Source organism: Kribbella sp. NPDC050820, from assembly GCF_040653975.1.
GTDB lineage: Bacteria > Actinomycetota > Actinomycetes > Propionibacteriales > Kribbellaceae > Kribbella.
Genome location: NZ_JBFAHB010000002.1, coordinates 154779 through 170661, shown reverse-complemented (window position 1 = coordinate 170661; position 15883 = coordinate 154779). Strand labels below are relative to the sequence as shown.

Annotated in this window: 16 protein-coding genes; 13 read left to right on the top strand and 3 right to left on the bottom strand. The window is 70.5% G+C overall.

Translation table 11 applies throughout. The features are described 5' to 3' along the window. Window positions 1-3: 3 nt before the first annotated feature. Genes AB0H36_RS03120 through AB0H36_RS03105 form a run of 4 tightly spaced genes read left to right on the top strand, consistent with a single transcriptional unit; the run spans window position 4 to window position 2574 of the window. Window positions 4-906, top strand: a complete 903-nt coding sequence (locus tag AB0H36_RS03120) for a formylglycine-generating enzyme family protein (protein ID WP_360515567.1) — start codon at window positions 4-6, stop codon at window positions 904-906. Then, window positions 903-1442, top strand: a complete 540-nt coding sequence (locus AB0H36_RS03115; RefSeq protein ID WP_360515564.1) for a hypothetical protein — start codon at window positions 903-905, stop codon at window positions 1440-1442. The genes AB0H36_RS03120 and AB0H36_RS03115 overlap by 4 nt, the downstream gene beginning before the upstream one ends. After that, window positions 1439-1954 carry an RDD family protein gene (locus AB0H36_RS03110; protein WP_360515561.1) on the top strand — a complete coding sequence of 172 codons (516 nt, stop codon included), beginning with the start codon at window positions 1439-1441 and terminating at the stop codon, window positions 1952-1954. The genes AB0H36_RS03115 and AB0H36_RS03110 overlap by 4 nt, the downstream gene beginning before the upstream one ends. After that, window positions 1951-2574 (top strand): neutral zinc metallopeptidase, encoded by a 624-nt coding sequence (locus AB0H36_RS03105; RefSeq protein ID WP_360515558.1) that lies wholly within the window; start codon window positions 1951-1953, stop codon window positions 2572-2574. Before AB0H36_RS03110 ends, AB0H36_RS03105 begins: the two co-directional genes overlap by 4 nt. On the opposite strand, the gene AB0H36_RS03100 is transcribed toward AB0H36_RS03105, so the two are convergent. Then, complete coding sequence (locus AB0H36_RS03100; protein WP_360515555.1) at window positions 2567-3406, bottom strand: YhjD/YihY/BrkB family envelope integrity protein; 840 nt, start codon at window positions 3404-3406, stop codon at window positions 2567-2569. The genes AB0H36_RS03105 and AB0H36_RS03100 overlap by 8 nt on opposite strands. An 83-nt stretch (window positions 3407-3489) precedes the next feature. On the opposite strand from AB0H36_RS03100, the gene AB0H36_RS03095 reads away from it, so the two are divergent. The 4 genes from AB0H36_RS03095 (at window position 3490) to AB0H36_RS03080 (ending at window position 5696) form a co-directional block, all read left to right on the top strand. Next, the gene (locus tag AB0H36_RS03095; RefSeq protein WP_360515552.1) at window positions 3490-4263 is read left to right on the top strand and encodes an inositol monophosphatase family protein; all 774 of its coding nucleotides are present in this window, start codon (window positions 3490-3492) and stop codon (window positions 4261-4263) included. A 71-nt stretch (window positions 4264-4334) separates the two neighbouring features. Continuing rightward, window positions 4335-4730 (top strand): hypothetical protein, encoded by a 396-nt coding sequence (locus AB0H36_RS03090; protein ID WP_360515549.1) that lies wholly within the window; start codon window positions 4335-4337, stop codon window positions 4728-4730. 20 nt (window positions 4731-4750) lie between these two features. Then, the gene (locus AB0H36_RS03085; RefSeq protein ID WP_360515546.1) at window positions 4751-5437 is read left to right on the top strand and encodes an SMI1/KNR4 family protein; all 687 of its coding nucleotides are present in this window, start codon (window positions 4751-4753) and stop codon (window positions 5435-5437) included. Window positions 5438-5441: 4 nt separating this feature from the next. Beyond that, window positions 5442-5696, top strand: a complete 255-nt coding sequence (locus AB0H36_RS03080; RefSeq protein WP_360515543.1) for a HEAT repeat domain-containing protein — start codon at window positions 5442-5444, stop codon at window positions 5694-5696. 81 nt (window positions 5697-5777) lie between these two features. On the opposite strand, the gene AB0H36_RS03075 is transcribed toward AB0H36_RS03080, so the two are convergent. Beyond that, complete coding sequence (locus AB0H36_RS03075; RefSeq protein ID WP_360515540.1) at window positions 5778-9203, bottom strand: error-prone DNA polymerase; 3426 nt, start codon at window positions 9201-9203, stop codon at window positions 5778-5780. 64 nt (window positions 9204-9267) lie between these two features. On the opposite strand from AB0H36_RS03075, the gene AB0H36_RS03070 reads away from it, so the two are divergent. The 5 genes from AB0H36_RS03070 to lysA all read left to right on the top strand — a co-directional run bounded on the left by AB0H36_RS03070 (window position 9268) and on the right by lysA (window position 14441). Further along, window positions 9268-9603, top strand: a complete 336-nt coding sequence (locus AB0H36_RS03070) for a hypothetical protein (protein WP_360515537.1) — start codon at window positions 9268-9270, stop codon at window positions 9601-9603. An 82-nt stretch (window positions 9604-9685) separates the two neighbouring features. Further along, the gene (speB, locus tag AB0H36_RS03065) at window positions 9686-10705 is read left to right on the top strand and encodes an agmatinase (RefSeq protein WP_360515534.1); all 1020 of its coding nucleotides are present in this window, start codon (window positions 9686-9688) and stop codon (window positions 10703-10705) included. Window positions 10706-10811: 106 nt separating this feature from the next. Then, the gene (locus tag AB0H36_RS03060; protein WP_360515531.1) at window positions 10812-12266 is read left to right on the top strand and encodes an amino acid permease; all 1455 of its coding nucleotides are present in this window, start codon (window positions 10812-10814) and stop codon (window positions 12264-12266) included. After that, window positions 12263-13183, top strand: coding sequence for a universal stress protein (locus AB0H36_RS03055; protein ID WP_360515529.1), 921 nt, complete (start codon window positions 12263-12265; stop codon window positions 13181-13183). The genes AB0H36_RS03060 and AB0H36_RS03055 overlap by 4 nt, the downstream gene beginning before the upstream one ends. Window positions 13184-13190: 7 nt before the next feature. Beyond that, complete coding sequence (gene lysA, locus AB0H36_RS03050; protein ID WP_360515526.1) at window positions 13191-14441, top strand: diaminopimelate decarboxylase; 1251 nt, start codon at window positions 13191-13193, stop codon at window positions 14439-14441. Here the strand turns inward: lysA and AB0H36_RS03045 are convergent. Then, complete coding sequence (locus AB0H36_RS03045) at window positions 14438-15883, bottom strand: gamma-aminobutyraldehyde dehydrogenase (RefSeq protein ID WP_360515523.1); 1446 nt, start codon at window positions 15881-15883, stop codon at window positions 14438-14440. The two genes, lysA and AB0H36_RS03045, sit on opposite strands and share 4 nt — an antisense overlap.

Sequence of the window (15883 nt, the reverse complement as noted above, 5' to 3'; positions counted from 1 at the left end):
GTGATGACGCCGTACCGTGTTTCGGCGCCGCCGGCAGTCCGCGTGCCCGGCGGGGTCTTCACGCTGGGCTCGGACCGGCATTACGCCGAGGAGCGCCCGGTCCGCCGGGTCGAGGTCGCTGAGTTCACCATCGATCCGTACCAGGTGACGAACCGGCAGTACGCCGAGTTCGTCGGCGACACCCGCTACGTGACCGTGGCCGAGCGACCGCTGAACCCGGCCGACTTCCCGGGCGCTCCCGCGGAGAACCTCGCTCCGGGCTCGATGGTGTTCACGCGAACGCCCGGACCGGTCGACCTGCGGCATCTGAGCCAGTGGTGGACCTGGACGCCGGGCGCCAGCTGGCGGCGTCCGGAGGGGCCCGGATCGGATCTCAGTGGTCGTGGCGAGCATCCCGTCGTCCACGTGGCGTACGACGATGCGCTGGCGTACTGCGACTGGGCCGGCGGGGCGCTGCCGACGGAGGCACAGTGGGAGGTCGCGGCACGCGGGGGGCTCGAGTCGGCGACGTACGTCTGGGGTGACGAGCCCGAGCAGCCCGGGCACCGGCTGGCGAACTACTGGCACGGCGACTTCCCGTGGCGGCCGGAAACCGGGTACGGGACGACGGCGCCGGTGGGGTCGTTCCCGCCGAACGGCTACGGGCTGTACGACATGGCCGGGAACGTGTGGGAGTGGACCAGCGACTGGTACAGCTCGGAGCCGGAACCGGGCCACGGCTGCTGCGTCCCGGAGGAGGCGAGCCTGGACCCGGCGCAGCCGCAGTTCCGGATCCCGCGGAAGGTGATCAAAGGCGGCTCGTTCCTCTGCGCCGACAGCTACTGCCTGCGCTACCGGCCCGCGGCCCGGCGTCCACAGATGGTCGACACCGGGATGAGCCACCTCGGCTTCCGGTGCGTGCGATGACCCATCCCGAGCTCGCGAACACTCCCGGCCGGCTGATCGGCCGGATCGCCGGCAAGGTCACCGGCCGGGTGGTCGAGACCGTCCAGCCGGACATCATCCTCGAGCACGTGGACGTCGAAGCCCTGGTCGACCGGATCGACCTGAACCGGCTGCTGACCCGGATCGACATCGACCGGCTGCTGACCCGGATCGACATCGACCAGCTGGTCGTGCGCATCGACATGGACCAACTGCTGGACCGGGTCGACCTGGACCGGCTCACGGACCGGATCGATCTCAACCGGCTGCTGGCGCGGGTCGACATGGACGCGCTGCTCCGGGACGTGGATCTGGAGGAGGTGGTCCGGCGCTCCGGCATCCCGGATATCGTTGCCGAGAGCACCAGTCAGATGGCCGGCTCGGCCCTTGACCTGGTCCGGCGGCAACTGGCCGGCCTGGACGCCGTACTCGACCGGGTGATCGGCCGGATCCTGCGCCGGCACACCCCGTCGCAGCCGTCGGCGCCACGGCTGCTGGCCGGGCCGGAGCAGGCATGAACGCGCGGCTGACCGTCACCGGTCACTACGCGGGGGCCATCAGCCGGGCGGTGGCCGCCGTACTCGACGTGGTCTTCGTGTTCGTGTCGTACACGCTCGGGCTCGCCGGGCTCGACCTGCTGACCACCGCGTTCTTCGATGTGTCGTTGCGGGGTGATCCGAACGCGCCGGTGGCGACGATCGCCTTGCTGAGCTGGGCCTTCTGCTACACCTTCGGGTGCCTGGCGATCGCCGGGCGGACGCCCGGGAAGGGCATCGTCGGCCTGCGGGTGGTGCGTAAGGACGGCAGCACACTGCGGACCGGGCGGGCGTTGCTGCGGGTGTGCGTGCTCCCGCTGAGCTTGCTGCTGTTCGGCCTGGGGTTCGTGCTGATCATCTTCCAGCGCGAGCATCGTGCGCTGCACGACCTGATCGCCGGGACCGCGGTCGTCTACGACTGGGGTGAGCGGCCGGCCGAGCTGCCCGGGCCGCTGTCCGACTTCCTCCGGCGCGCCAACGTGGAGGGTCGATGAGGAGGATCGCCTTGTTGCTGCTCGCCGTCCTGGTCGCCGGTTGCACCGAGACGACCGCGGTCAACCAGGACACGATGGACAAGGACATCCAGAGCGCCGTCGAGGTCGTGGACGACTTCTGGCGGCAGACCTTCCCAGAGGCCTTCGGCGAGCCGTACGAGAGCCCGCGGGTGGCCGGCGGCTACACCGGCGTCGACGGGCCACAGTGTGCCGGCGAACGGTCCGTGCCGTTCAACGCGTACTACTGCCCGACTGGTGACTACATCGCGTGGGACGAGGACCTGATGGCCGCCGGCTACAGCCAGATCGGCGACGCGTGGGTCTACCTGATCATCGCCCACGAGTGGGCACATGCGATCCAGGCCCGGCTCGACACCGACCAGGTCTCCGTCGCGGCCGAACTGCAGGCCGACTGCCTGGCCGGCGCCTCCCTCCAAGGCGCCGCGGAGACGGGCAGGATCGCCATCGAGCCCGGTGACGCCCAGGAGCTCGCGCAGACGCTCGCGGCGGTCGCGGACGAGTACCCGTGGACCAGGGTGAGCGACCACGGGAACATCCAGGAGCGGACCTCGGCGTTCAGTCTCGGCGTCAACCGCGGGGTCGAGGCCTGCATCAGCTAGCGCGCTCCCGCTGCTCGTCGTGCCTGGCCAGCGCGGCGCCCAGTTGGGCGCCGACCACGGCCGAGCCGACGATCACCAGGGCCAGGATGACGAGCCACGAGATGATCGCGATCGCCACGCCGATGACGCCGTACCGTTCGGTGTTCTGCTCGATCAGGTACGGGACGTACCTCGCACCCACCGCGCTGACGGTCGTCTGCGCCAGCGCGCTCACCACTGCTCCCGGCAACAGCAACCGCCAGGCGACACGGCGGCTCAGCAACAGCCACGCACCGAGCCACCACCCCGGTACCGCAGCGCAGGTCTGCAGGGCCAGCGTGACGAGCACGCCGCCCGGCAGGTCGTCGGCCAGGCTCGCGATCGAGGCCAGCACGACCAGGGCCAGGAGCAGCAGGAAGGCGCCCTGGATGCCGTCGACGGTACGGCGTAGTCCGCGCGCGGGCAGGTCCCACGCCACCTCGTAGGTCCGCTGGATCGACCGGGCGAAACTGCTCGCGGAGATCAGCACCGTCAGGACGCTGAGGATGGTCAGACCGCCCGAGCTGGACGGCGGCCGGGAGAACAGCGAGCGGACCGTGTCGGCCGTCGTACCGGTCAGGCCGAACCGGGTGATCATCCAGTTGGCGACCGCTTCGGCATCGGACGTGCTCAGCAGGGTCGCGACGACGATCAGCAGCGGGACCAGCGCAATGAAGGCCTTCCCAGCGATCGACAGGGCCCGGTCGTACAGCCGGATCTGCAGCGCCGCGATCACGATGCGCCAGACGATGCTGCCCTGCACCCACGTCCAGCCCTGCTGCACCCGCGGGTGCTCCACCCACCGCTGCTTCATCACTTCGACGCTAGCCAAGCGCGCGGCCGCCGTACTCATCCCTGACGGGTGACAGCAGGTCCGACCTGGGGTTGGATGCCGCCATGGACCGACTGACTGATGCTGAGGTAGCGATCGATGCGGCTGCGGCGGGGGCGGACGTCGTGCGGCGGATGTACGGCGGCGCCCTCAGCCACTTCGACAAGTCGCCGACAGACTTTGCCACCGAGGCCGACCTGGAGTCGGAGCGGGCGATCCTCGAGGTCATCCGCGCGGCGCGCCCGGACGACGCGGTGATCGGCGAGGAGTACGGCGCCAGCGGCACCGCAGCCCGCACCTGGCTCGTGGACCCGCTCTGCGGCACCCTCAACTTCGCCGCCCAGACCCCACTCTTCTCCGTCAACGTAGCCCTCCCCAGCACCGGCGTCGCCGCCGTCGCCGACCCGCTCACCAACGAACTCCTCTGGACCGACGGCACCACCACCCACCTCCGCGGCCCTTCGCCGACCGACCTGCCGGCGACGCCCTCTGCCGCATCGCGTCTGGTCGACGTGGACATCGACGCTCCGCAGGGGACCGACTTTCTCGGCGCGCAACTGCTGGCCGACGAGAAGTTCCTGGCGGCGTTCGCCGGCCGGGTGTCCTCGACGACCCTCGCCCTCGCCTGGGTCGCCATCGGCCGCCGGGCCGCGTACATCGCCGACGGCGATCTCCTCGACAGCGTCCACTTCGCCGCCGGCATCGCCGTGTGCCAAGCCGCCGGCTGCACCGTCACCGACTTCCGCGGCAACCCCGTGCACACCGGCCCCGGCCTGATCGCCGCCGCCGACCCCGCCACCCACCAGCGGCTGCTCGACCTGGTCGCCCCACACCTCTGAGCCCGAAGCAACCCCTATTTCGTGACCATCGGTTGACTGTCTGCGCGAGGTTTGCGGCTTAACCTTGGGATATGGCCACGTACGGGCACAGCCCTCGAGGCGATGTGGGGCTGCAGGAACTGATCGACGCGTCGCCGGCGCCACGGGCGCGGATGTCCGCCGCGGCCGAGATCGCGCTGGTCTGCGGCCTCGGAGCGGTGCTCACGGCAACGTTCTCGATCCTGTTCGGCGTCTCGCTGATCTTCGGCGCCCTCGCCGTACTCACCGGCCTGGTCGGCCTGGTCAGCACCCACCGTCCCGACATGGCCGGCTCGGCCCTCAACGTCCTGGGGCTCCTGCTGGGCCTGCTCGCCCTCGCCACCGTCGGGCTCCGCTACCTGGGCATCGACACCGCGGTCGGCGACCCCCTCCTCCCCTGGCTGACCGACCAACTCCACCACTGGAACACCAAACTCCCCCAGCCGTAGCGGTCCCCTAGTCTGTCCTGGTGGACGACCGGATCAGCCGTATCCGCGCGAAACTCGCCCAGGCGGCCGAATCCCCTGCCCTGCTGGAGGCTTTCGGCGCCAAGGCCCACGCGTACCGGCTGAAGCCGACGTTGTCCGAGGCGGAGGTCGCGGCGTTCGAGGCCGAGCATGAGGTCGCGCTGCCGGCGGAGTACCGGCTGTTCCTGCTCGAGGCCGGGGACGGCGGCGCAGGCCCGAGCTACGGGCTGGTGCCCTTGCGGGAAGCGGTCGACTGGGACGACGACCCGGTCGGCTTCCTCGCCGCCCCGAGCTACCTGGCGGACGGCGTCGCCTACCAGGACGAGGAGTACGGCGAGTTGCCTGAGCCACGGCAGGGCAGCCTCGCGATCGTCCACCACGGCTGCGCCTACTACACCCAGCTCGTGGTGACCGGCCCGGGTCGAGGCCAGCTCGTCAGTATCAACGCGGACTGGTGCGACCCGCCGTACGTGAGCGAGGATCCCGACTTCCTCACCTGGTACGAGCGGTGGCTCGACGAGCTCCTGGCCGGGTACTCGGTCACCGACTTCGGCCTGAAGCTGCCTGGCGACGAGACCGCACTGCTCGCGATTCTTGCCGGTGACCCGGATCCGGACCGGCGGCAGCGGGCAGCCCACCCGATGCCGAGCGCCGCCTCGGCCGCTGCTGGAACGGCCCGCCGCCGGTGACCGCGTGACGGCCGTATACCGCGCGATCACGGCACACGGCGACGCGACCGGCCTACTGCGCCGTGCACTCGTGGACCCCGATGCCGACGTACGGCGCCAAGCCGTCCAAGCGGCCGAACAACGCAAGGAACGGTCGCTGCTGCGGGACCTTCGGAAGCTGCAGGCCACGGAGACCGACCCCGTGGTCCGCACGAACCTCGATCGCGTCGTCGGATCCTGGAAGAGCCGGTGGCCGGCGCTTCGCCGCCGGAAACCGTGACGAACACGCCGCCCAACCCGACCACCGGCACTGGCACTGGCACTTGGCACTGGCCCCCCGACGCCGGCGGCAGCGCGTGGCTCAGCGGAAGTCGCGGGAGGTGGTTTTGGCGGCGAGAGGGAGGCGTTGGAGGTGGTCGGCGGAGAGGTTGGTGACTTCGCCGGCGCGTTCTACCCGGCCGCGGATGATGAGGGCGCCGGCGGTGCGGGCGACGGTGGCGTGGCGGTGCCAGCAGCCGACGGTGATGACGATGTTGGCCATACCGGTCTCGTCCTCGAGGTTCATGAAGGTGACGCCGGAGGCGGTGGCTGGGCGCTGGCGGTGGGTGACAACGCCGGCGACCCGGACCCGGCTGCCGTCGGGCGCCTCGCGGAGCTGGGCGGCGGACAGGATGCCCTCGGCCCGGAGCTCGGCCCGGATGCGCTGCATCGGGTGACTGGTGGTGGTGATCGAGGTCGACCACAGGTCGGCCATGTCGGACTCGATGTCGGTCATCCCGGGCAGGGTGGGCGGCGGCCCCGCGGCGGTGATCCCGGCCAGCTGGCCCGGACGCTCCTCGGCGGCCCGGCCGGCTTCCCACAACGCCTGCCGGCGATCCAGCCCGAAGCAGTCGAAGGCGCCCGCGGTGGCCAGCGCCTCCACCTGGGCGGCGGTGATCCCGGTCCGGCGGACCAGGTCGGCCATCTCGGTGAACGGCCCACCCCGGTCGCGCTCCTCGACGATCAGCTTCGCGCCCTTCTCGCCGATCGTGCGCACCTCCGACAACCCGAGCCGGACCGAGAACGCGCCGTCCCGGCGATGGACGGTGGTGTCGAACGGCGCCTTCGGGTCGAACGGGCCGACCAGCGGCTGCGGATCCACCAGGCACTCCGCCGAGCCGGTCGGCCCGGTCAGCTCCTGCCCGTCGACCAGTTGCTCGAGGCCCGCGTCGACCCCGGACAGGTGCAGGTCCGGACGCCGCACCTCGACACCGTGCCGACGCGCGTCGGCGACCAGGGACTGGGGTGAGTAGAACCCCATCGGCTGGGCCCGCAGCAACGCGGCCAGGAACGCGGCCGGGTAGTGCAGCCGCAGCCACGTGCTGGAGTAGACGAGCAGGGCGAAGCTGATCGAGTGCGACTCGGCGAACCCGAAGTTCGCAAAGGCTTCGATCTTGTCGTAGATCTCGTCGGCCAGGTCCCCGGTGATCCCGTTGCGCGCCATCCCGGCGTACAGCTTCTCCTTCAGCGACGAGATCTTCTCGATCCCGCGTTTCGACCCCATCGCGCGGCGGAGCAGGTCGGCCTCGTCGCCGTCGATCTCGCCGACCGCCATCGCCATCTGCATCAGCTGCTCCTGGAACAGCGGCACCCCCATGGTGCGCTCCAACACCGGCCGCAGCTTCGGGTGCAGGTAGGTGACCGGCTCCTCCCCGGTCCGGCGCCGGATGTACGGATGGACCGCGCCACCTTGGATCGGGCCGGGCCGGATCAGCGCGATCTCGGTGACCAGGTCGTAGAACCGGCGCGGCTTCAACCGCGGCAGCGTCGCCATCTGGGCCCGCGACTCCACCTGGAACACCCCGACCGAGTCCGCCCGGCACAGCTGGTCGTAGACGCCGGCCTCCTCCTTTGGGATCGTGTGCAGCAGCCACGACTCCCCCACGTGCTCGCGGACCAGCTCCATGCAGTACTGCAGCGCGGCCAGCATCCCGAGCCCGAGCAGGTCGAACTTCACCAGCCCCATCCACGCGCAGTCGTCCTTGTCCCACTGCAGGACCGTGCGGTTCTCCATCCGGGCGTGCTCGATCGGCACCACCTCCCCGACCGGCCGCTCGGTCAGCACCATCCCGCCCGAGTGGATCCCCAGGTGCCGCGGGAACTTCAGCAACCCGGTGGCCATCTCCACCACCCGTGGCGGGATGTCGTGCTCGGTCGAGGTGATCTCCGGGCTCCAGCCGTCCACCTGCTTCGACCACGCGTCCTGCTGGCCGACCGAGTACCCCAGGGCTTTGGCCATGTCCCGGACGGCGGACTTCGGCCGGTAGCTGATCACGTTCGCGACCTGGGCCGCGTTCCGCCGGCCGTACTTCTCGTAGACGTGCTGGATCACCTCTTCGCGGCGGTCGGAGTCGAAGTCGACGTCGATGTCCGGCTCCTCGGTCCGGGTCGAGGCCAGGAACCGCTCGAACGGCAGGTTGTAGAGGATGCTGTCGACCGCGGTGATCCCGAGCGCGTAGCAGACCGCCGAGTTCGCCGCCGAGCCGCGGCCCTGGCACAGGATCCCGTGGTCGTGCGCGAACTTGACGATGTCGTGGACGATCAGGAAGTACCCCGGGAAGCCCTTCTCGGCGATCACGTCCAGCTCCCGCTGCAGCCGCTCGTACGCATCCGGGCGCTCCTCGCGGGTCCCGTACCGCAGGGCGGCGCCCTCGAAGGTGAGGTGCCGCAGCCAGGACATCGGGTCGTGCCCGTCCGGCACGTCCCGCAACGGCAGCTTCGGCTTCGCCCGGGCCAGGTCGAACGACAGCTGGTCCGCGATCGTCACCGACCGCGCCACCGCCCCGGGGAACCGCTGGAACCGGGTGGTCATCTCGGCACCCGACCGCACGAATGCCATCCCGGCCGGCGGCAGCCAGCCGTCCATCGAGTCCAGGTCCCGGCGGGCCCGGACCGCGGCCAGCGCGGCGGCCAGCTTGTGCTGCGCCGGGGTGGCGTAGTGAACGTTGTTGGTGGCAACCACCGGGAGCCCGCGGTCGGCGGCCAGGCCGGCCAGCACCTGGTTGCGGGTGGAGTCGGCCGGGAGGTGGTGGTCGACCAGCTCGACCACCACGCGGTCCTGGCCGAACAGGCTCACCAACCGGTCGAGCTCCCGGCCCGCGGCGGCCGGGCCGTCGGCGTGCCCGCCCAGCTCCAGCGCCTGCCGGACCAGCCCCTTCCGGCAGCCGGTCAGGATCAGCCAGCGATCGCGGCCATGCTCGGCGAGCTCCTCCAGGTCGTAGACCGGGCGGCCCTTCTCACCGCCGGCCAACTGCGCCTCGGTGATCGCGCCGGCCAGCTTGTGGTACCCCTCCTGCCCCTCCGCCAGCACCAGCAGGTGGCTACCCTCGGGATCGGCCACCCCGTTCTGCGGGCCGGTCAGGCCGAGGGACAGCTCCGCCCCGAACACGGTGGGCAGCTCGTACGCCGCCGCGGCCTCGGCGAACCGGGCCGCGCCGTAGAACCCGTCGTGATCGGTCAGCGCCAGCGCGTGCAGGCCCTGCCGGACCGCCGCCTCGACCAGGTCCTCCGGCTGGGACGCGCCGTCCAGGAAGGAGAAGTTCGAGTGGACGTGGAGCTCTGCGTAGGGCACCGCGTTGTCCGGGCGGCGGGCGGGGGCCGGCACGTACGGACCGCGGTGCTGTGACCACGCCGGGCTGTCGCCGCCGTCGGCCGTCACCGGGCGGTTGCCGTGGCTGCCCGGGCGCGAGCGGTTCGACAGTTTGCGCTCCAGCTCCGACCATTTGATCGGGGGATTGTTGTAGCCCATCGCACACACCTTCCGTCCACCACAAGACTAGAACATGTGTTCGAAGTAGCGCTAATCTGAAGCCATGCTTGGGCGGTTCACGGTGCGACCTTCCGACGACGGATCGAACAGATTCGGCGTCTGGGACGGCGCGGTCAACGGGTGGCGGGCAACAGACATCGACGACGAGACGGAGGCACACCGGATAGCCAGCGACCTCGACGTCCAGTACGACGCGCACGGGCCGCGACCGGCCGACGCCGTCCGGAAGGTGGACCCGCCGCAGCCGGTCCAGCGCGCCCAGTGGGCCAACGGCGAGCTCGACATCTGGATCCGCGACAACGGCGAGTGGCTCGGCCGCGTCCGCGACAAGTCCGGCCGGGTCACCTGGATCCCGGGCACCGACCTCCGCCCGCTGTAGCCGGCGAGCCCGAGCGGTTGACAGGCCGAGCGGTTGACAGGCGAGCGGTTGACAGGCGGTTGCGGGGTGCGACACTCCGAGCATGACCCGCTACGGCCAGCAGTTCGGCCCGGACTTCACCTTTCTCGGGGTCCCGGCCTGCGACCTGGACGACCCGGCGTCGTACGCGGACGCCCAGGTGGTGATCCTCGGGGCGCCGTTCGACGGCGGCACGTCGCACCGGCCGGGCGCCCGGTTCGGGCCGATGGCGATCCGGATGCGCGACTACCTCGGGCACGACGGGTCCCGGCCGAGTATCGCGCTGCGCACCGACGGCCTGGTCGACCTGAACGTCGTCGACGCCGGTGACGTGGAGATGTACTCCGGCGACATCGAGACCGCCCTGCCCACGCTGGAGGCCGCGGTCGAGAAGGTGACCCGGTCGGGCGCGATCCCGGTGGTGCTCGGCGGTGACCACTCGATCGCGTTCCCGGACGCGAAGGGGGTCGCGAACGTGCTCGGCCACGGCCGGGTGTCGATGATCCACTTCGACGCGCATGCCGACACCGGCGACATCGAGTTCGGGTCGTTGTGGGGCCATGGGCAACCGATGCGCCGGCTGATCGAGTCCGGCGCGCTGCGCGGCGACCGGTTCCTGCAGATCGGGCTGCGCGGCTACTGGCCGCCGCCGGACACGCTGGACTGGATGGCCCAGCAACGGATGCGCTCCTACGAGATGACCGAGATCGGGCACCGCGGACTGAACGCCTGCCTGAGCGAGGCTTTCGCGATCGCCACCGACGAGTGCGACGGCGTGTTCCTGTCCGTCGACATCGATGTCTGCGACCCCGGCCACGCCCCGGGCACCGGCACTCCGGAGCCGGGCGGCCTGACCGCCCGCCAGCTGCTGGACGCGGTACGGCGGATCGGCCTCGAGCTGCCCGTGGTCGGGATGGATGTGGTCGAGGTGAGCCCGCCGTACGACCACGCGGACATCACCGCGGCGCTCGCGAACCGGGTCGTGCTGGAAGCTTTGTCGGCGATTGCCCGCAAGCGCAGGGACGAACGCGACGGCACGCACTGGGACCCGTCCCAGCCGCTACTGGACGACCGGCCCAGCTGACCACCGAACCTGACCTGTTCACAGCGCGGTGAGCGAGTGCCACACTCCGAAGAAGGTGGAGGTGGCGGGGACGGGCGGGCACCTCCATCGAGGATGGGGGGCTTCCATGGCGATGACGCCGCAGCAACTGTTCCGCCGCAAGCCGGTCCCGGAGATGGCGCAGGAGACCGGCACCGACACCGGCCAGAGCGAGCTTGTCCGGTCGATCGGCCTGTTCCAGCTGTCGATGTTCGGCATCGGCGCCACCATCGGCACCGGTATCTTCTTCGTCCTGGCGGAGGCCGTGCCGGTCGCCGGCCCGGCGGTGATCTGGTCGTTCGTGATCGCCGGTGTGGTCGCCGGGCTGACCGCGATCTGTTACGCCGAGCTCGCGAGCGCGGTGCCGGTGTCGGGTTCGTCGTACTCGTATGCGTACGCGACGCTCGGTGAGCTGCCCGCGGTCGGGGTGGCCGCGTGCCTGCTCCTGGAGTACGGCGTTTCCGCGGCAGCGGTGGCCGTCGGCTGGTCGCAGTACCTCAACGAGCTGTTCGACAACATCTTCGGCGTCACCATCCCGGACAGCCTGTCGCAGGCGCCGGAGCAGGGCGGGGTGTTCAACCTGCCCGCGGTGATCCTGGTGCTGCTCGTCACGCTGCTGCTGATCCGCGGCGCCAGCGAGTCGGCGAAGACGAACGCCGTGATGGTGCTGATCAAGATCGGCGTCCTGGTGCTGTTCATCGTGATCGGCCTGCAGGGCTGGAACTCCGACAACCTGTCCGACTTCGCCCCGTTCGGGATCACCGGCATCACCTCGGCGGCCGGCATCATCTTCTTCTCCTACATCGGCCTGGACGCCGTCTCGACCGCAGGTGAAGAGGTCAAGAACCCGCGGCGGACGATGCCGCTGGCGATCCTGATCGCCCTGGTCACCGTCACCACCCTCTACATCCTGGTCACGCTGGTCGCGGTCGCGGCCCAGCCGGCCGACGACTTCGAGGGGCAGGAGGCCGGGCTGTCGGCGATCCTGGAGGACGTCACCGGCTCGACCTGGCCGGCCACCGTGCTGGCGGCCGGCGCGGTGATCTCGATCTTCAGCGTCACGCTGATCGTGATCTACGGCCAGACCCGGATCCTGTTCGCGATGGCTCGCGACGGAATGATCCCGGAGCTGTTCCACAAGGTGAACCCGCGCACCCACACGCCGGTCCCGAACACCATCATCGTGGCGACCGTGATCGCCTTGCTGGCCGGGCTGATCCCGATCAACTTCCTGGCCGAGATGACCAGCATCGGGACCCTGGTCGCGTTCCTGGTGGTGTCGATCGGCGTGATGGTGCTGCGCCGTACGCACCCGGAGCTGCCGCGCGGCTTCAAGGTGCCGCTGTACCCGGTCACGCCGATCCTGTCGATCCTGGGCTGTCTGTGGATCATCCAGGACCTGCGCGCGGTGACGATCTGGGTGTTCCTGATCTGGGTCGCGGTGGCGCTGGCCTGGTACTTCTTCTACGGCTTCAGGCACTCCCACCTCGGCCGTCACGAGCACGTCGGCCTGATCCACGACGACGACGGGCCCGCCTCATGACGCTGATCGTCGGCTACGCCTCCGACGAACGCGGGAAGGCGGCCCTGCACCTGGCGGCGATGCTGGCCCGGTCCGCGAACGACGATCTGATCGTCTGCAGCGTCGTACCGGCGCCGTGGACGCCAGGGATGGCGCGGGTGGACGCGGAGTACCACGAGTACCTCGCGCAGACCGCCGACCAGGCGCTCGAACGCGCTCGTGGCTTCATGCCGTCCGACGTGCCGGCGGCTTACGTCAGGCACAGTGCGCGATCGGCGCCAGTCGGTCTGCTAGAGCTGGCCGACCATCATGACGCGCGGCTGATCGTGTTGGGGTCGTCATCGGCCGGGGTGTTCGGTCACATCGCGCTGGGCAGCGTGACCGACCGGCTGCTGCACAGCTCACACGTCTCGCTCGCCCTTGCCACACGGGGATTCCGCTGTCCGCCGGACGCCCGGGTCAGCCGGGTCACGGCGGCCTTCGGTGGTACGGCGAGCGCCGAAAGCCTGGTCCTGGCCGCGGCCACGGTCGGTGGCGACGTGGGCGCATCGTTGCGGATAGCAACGTTCGCGGTGTGGTCCCGGCCGGCCTTCACCACCCGGCTCGGCACCGAGCCCGAGGACCTGGTCATGCAGGAGTGGCGGGCGGAACTGGACAAGACCGTGAGCGCCACACTTGCCCAGGTCAAGCATCTGCCCGCCGGACCCCGGTCGGTCGAGACGGTGATCGGCGCCGGGGCGACCTGGGACGAGGCGATCGACGACGTCGGCTGGGACCCCGGCGACGTCCTCGTGGTCGGGTCGAGTGAGCTGGGGCCGGTCGCGCGCGTCTTCCTCGGCTCGCGGGCGTCGAAGATCCTGCGGCACTCCCCCGTCCCGGTCATCGTCGTGCCGCGGCACCGGGCCGAGGTGCTGGCCGAACGCGCCACCGAAGGCTGAGCCTGCCATGAGCGATCTGCTCTCGCTGTTTCCGCCCGGGAGCAGCCTCGACGCCGACGGCACCCTGGTCGTCGGCGGTTGCCGCGCCGACGACCTGGCGGTCGCTTTCGGTACGCCGGTGCTGGTCGTCGCCGAGGACGCGCTCCGCGCAAGGGCCCGCGAGTACCGCGACGAGTTGACCGCGCGCTGGCCGGACTCCCGCGTCGTCTTCGCCTCCAAAGCCTTCCCCTGTACGGCGATCCAGCGGGTGATGGTGGAGGAAGGCATCGGCCTGGACGTCGCGGGCGGCGGCGAGATCCTGACCGGGTTGAAGGCCGGAGTCGATCCGGGCCTGATCGTGCTGCACGGCAACGCGAAGAGCGACGAGGAGATCGCGCTCGCGGTCGAGCACGGGATCGGCCTGGTCGTGGTCGACAACGCCGACGACGTCGACCGGCTGGAGGCGACCGGCCGCGACCAGGACGTGCTGGTCCGCGTGATTCCCGGCGTCACCGCGGACACCCACAGCCATGTGCTGACCGGTCACGAGGGCTCCAAGTTCGGGCTCATGCCGGCCGACGCCGCCCAGTTGATCCAGCGGATCGAGCACAGTCCGCGGCTCCGGATGCGTGGGCTGCACGTCCATGTCGGATCACAGATCCTCGACGTCGAGCCGTTCGCCGAGTCGGTCGCGCCGATCGCACGGTTGGGCGAGTTCGAGGTGTACGACCTGGGCGGCGGACTCGGTGCGCGCTACACCTGGTCGGACAAGCCGCCGACGGTGTCGTCGTACCTCGATGCCCTGATCGGCGCGGCGAAGCAGCACCTGCCCTCGTCGGCGCACGTCATCATCGAGCCCGGCCGCAGCATGGTGTGCACGGCGGCGACCACGATCTACCGGGTGACGACGGTGAAGCGCGGCGCGATCACGTTCGTCGCGGTGGACGGCGGGATGGGCGACAACCTCGAGGTCGCGTTGTTCGGGCAGCGCTTCGAGGCCGGCATCGTCGGGCGGTTCGACGGTCCCGGCCTGGAGACCGCGACCGTCGTCGGAAGGCACTGCGAGAGCGGTGACGTTCTCGTGGACGGTGTGCCGCTGGCGAACCCGCGCGTGGGCGACCTGCTCGCCGTCCCCGCGACCGGGGCGTACTGCTACACGATGGCGAACAACTACAACGGCAACCGCCGGATCCCGGTCGTCTTCGCGCACGAAGGCCGCGCGCGACTCGTCGTCCGACGGGAGACCTGGAACGACCTGACGGCCCGGGACGTCGACTAGCCCTCGAAGCCGTGATGGAGCATGACGTGCTTGATCCGCGTGTAGTCCTCGAGGCCGTACATCGACAGGTCCTTGCCGTAGCCGGAGTGCTTGAAACCGCCGTGCGGCATCTCCGCGATCAACGGGATGTGGGTGTTCACCCAGACGCAGCCGAAGTCGAGCCGGGCCGACATCCGGGCCGCGGTGGTGACGTTCGTCGTCCACACCGAGGACGCCAGGCCGTACTCGGTGTCGTTGGCCAGCCGCAGCGCCTCGTCCTCGTCGGCGAACTTCTGCACGGTCAGCACCGGGCCGAAGATCTCGGTCCGGATCAGCTCGTCGTCCTGCCGCAGGTCCGCGACGATCGTCGGCTCGTAGAAGTACCCGCGCTCGCCGACCCGGCTGCCGCCGGTCGTCACCCGGGCGTGCCCGGGCGCGCGCTCGACGAGCCCGGAGACGTGGCCGAGTTGGTTGGCGTTGTTGATCGGCCCGTACAGGATGTCGTCGTCGGCCGGGTCGTAGCCGGTCCGGGTGTTGCGGGCCGCGTCGGTGAGCGCCTCGACGAACTCGTCGTAGATCCCTTGCTGCACGAGCACCCGGGTGGCCGCCGTACAGTCCTGGCCGCCGTTGAACAGGCCGCCGACCGAGATGCCCTCGATCGCGGCCGGGATGTCCACGTCGTCGAACACCACCACCGGCGCCTTGCCGCCGAGCTCGAGGTGCGCCCGCTTCACGTCGGCCGCGGCCGCCGTCGCGACCGCCATCCCGGCCCGGGTCGAGCCGGTGATCGACACCAGCTGCGGCACCTTGTGCCTGGTCAGCGCGGCGCCGGTGTCGCGGTCGCCGCAGACCAGGTTGCAGACCCCGGGCGGGAAGATCTCCTGCATCTTCTCGACCATCCAGTACGACGAGGCCGGCGTCGTGTCGGACGGCTTGAGCACGACCGTGTTGCCGGCCGCCAGCGCCGGGGCGAACTTCCAGACCGCCATCATCATCGGGTAGTTCCACGGCGCCACCTGGGCCACCGGACCGATCGGCTCGCGCCGGACCGACGAGGTGAAGCCGCGCATGTACTCACCGGCCGACTTGCCCTCCAGCACCCGCGCGGCGCCGGCGAAGAACCGGATCTGGTCGACCATCGGCGGGATCTCCTCCGACCGGGTCAGGCCGACCGGCTTGCCGGTGTTCTCGCTCTCGACCGCGATCAGTTCCTCGGCGTTCTCCTCGATCACGTCGGCCAGCTTCAGCAGCGCCTTCTGCCGCTCCGACGGCGTCGACCAGCGCCACTTCTCGAACGCGCCGGCCGCGGCCCGGCAGGCCAGGTCGACGTCGTGGTCGTCGGAGTTCGGCGCCGACGCGTACACCTCGCCGGTGGACGGGTTGACGATGTCCATCATCGCCCCGGACGCGGCCGCCTGGACCGTGCCGTCGACGATGTTGTGAAAGACCTTCTTCTCCGGCAT

What these genes read in the sequence shown, in the direction of transcription:
- AB0H36_RS03120 (WP_360515567.1), top strand. Translation starts at nt 4, where the DNA reads ATGACGCCGTACCGTGTTTCGGCGCCGCCGGCAGTCCGCGTGCCCGGC.
- AB0H36_RS03115 (WP_360515564.1), top strand. Translation starts at nt 903, where the DNA reads ATGACCCATCCCGAGCTCGCGAACACTCCCGGCCGGCTGATCGGCCGG.
- AB0H36_RS03110 (WP_360515561.1), top strand. Translation starts at nt 1,439, where the DNA reads ATGAACGCGCGGCTGACCGTCACCGGTCACTACGCGGGGGCCATCAGC.
- AB0H36_RS03105 (WP_360515558.1), top strand. Translation starts at nt 1,951, where the DNA reads ATGAGGAGGATCGCCTTGTTGCTGCTCGCCGTCCTGGTCGCCGGTTGC.
- AB0H36_RS03100 (WP_360515555.1), bottom strand. Translation starts at nt 3,406, where the DNA reads ATGAAGCAGCGGTGGGTGGAGCACCCGCGGGTGCAGCAGGGCTGGACG.
- AB0H36_RS03095 (WP_360515552.1), top strand. Translation starts at nt 3,490, where the DNA reads ATGGACCGACTGACTGATGCTGAGGTAGCGATCGATGCGGCTGCGGCG.
- AB0H36_RS03090 (WP_360515549.1), top strand. Translation starts at nt 4,335, where the DNA reads ATGGCCACGTACGGGCACAGCCCTCGAGGCGATGTGGGGCTGCAGGAA.
- AB0H36_RS03075 (WP_360515540.1), bottom strand. Translation starts at nt 9,203, where the DNA reads ATGGGCTACAACAATCCCCCGATCAAATGGTCGGAGCTGGAGCGCAAA.
- AB0H36_RS03070 (WP_360515537.1), top strand. Translation starts at nt 9,268, where the DNA reads ATGCTTGGGCGGTTCACGGTGCGACCTTCCGACGACGGATCGAACAGA.
- speB (WP_360515534.1), top strand. Translation starts at nt 9,686, where the DNA reads ATGACCCGCTACGGCCAGCAGTTCGGCCCGGACTTCACCTTTCTCGGG.
- AB0H36_RS03060 (WP_360515531.1), top strand. Translation starts at nt 10,812, where the DNA reads ATGGCGATGACGCCGCAGCAACTGTTCCGCCGCAAGCCGGTCCCGGAG.
- AB0H36_RS03055 (WP_360515529.1), top strand. Translation starts at nt 12,263, where the DNA reads ATGACGCTGATCGTCGGCTACGCCTCCGACGAACGCGGGAAGGCGGCC.
- lysA (WP_360515526.1), top strand. Translation starts at nt 13,191, where the DNA reads ATGAGCGATCTGCTCTCGCTGTTTCCGCCCGGGAGCAGCCTCGACGCC.
- AB0H36_RS03045 (WP_360515523.1), bottom strand. Translation starts at nt 15,883, where the DNA reads ATGCCGGAGAAGAAGGTCTTTCACAACATCGTCGACGGCACGGTCCAG.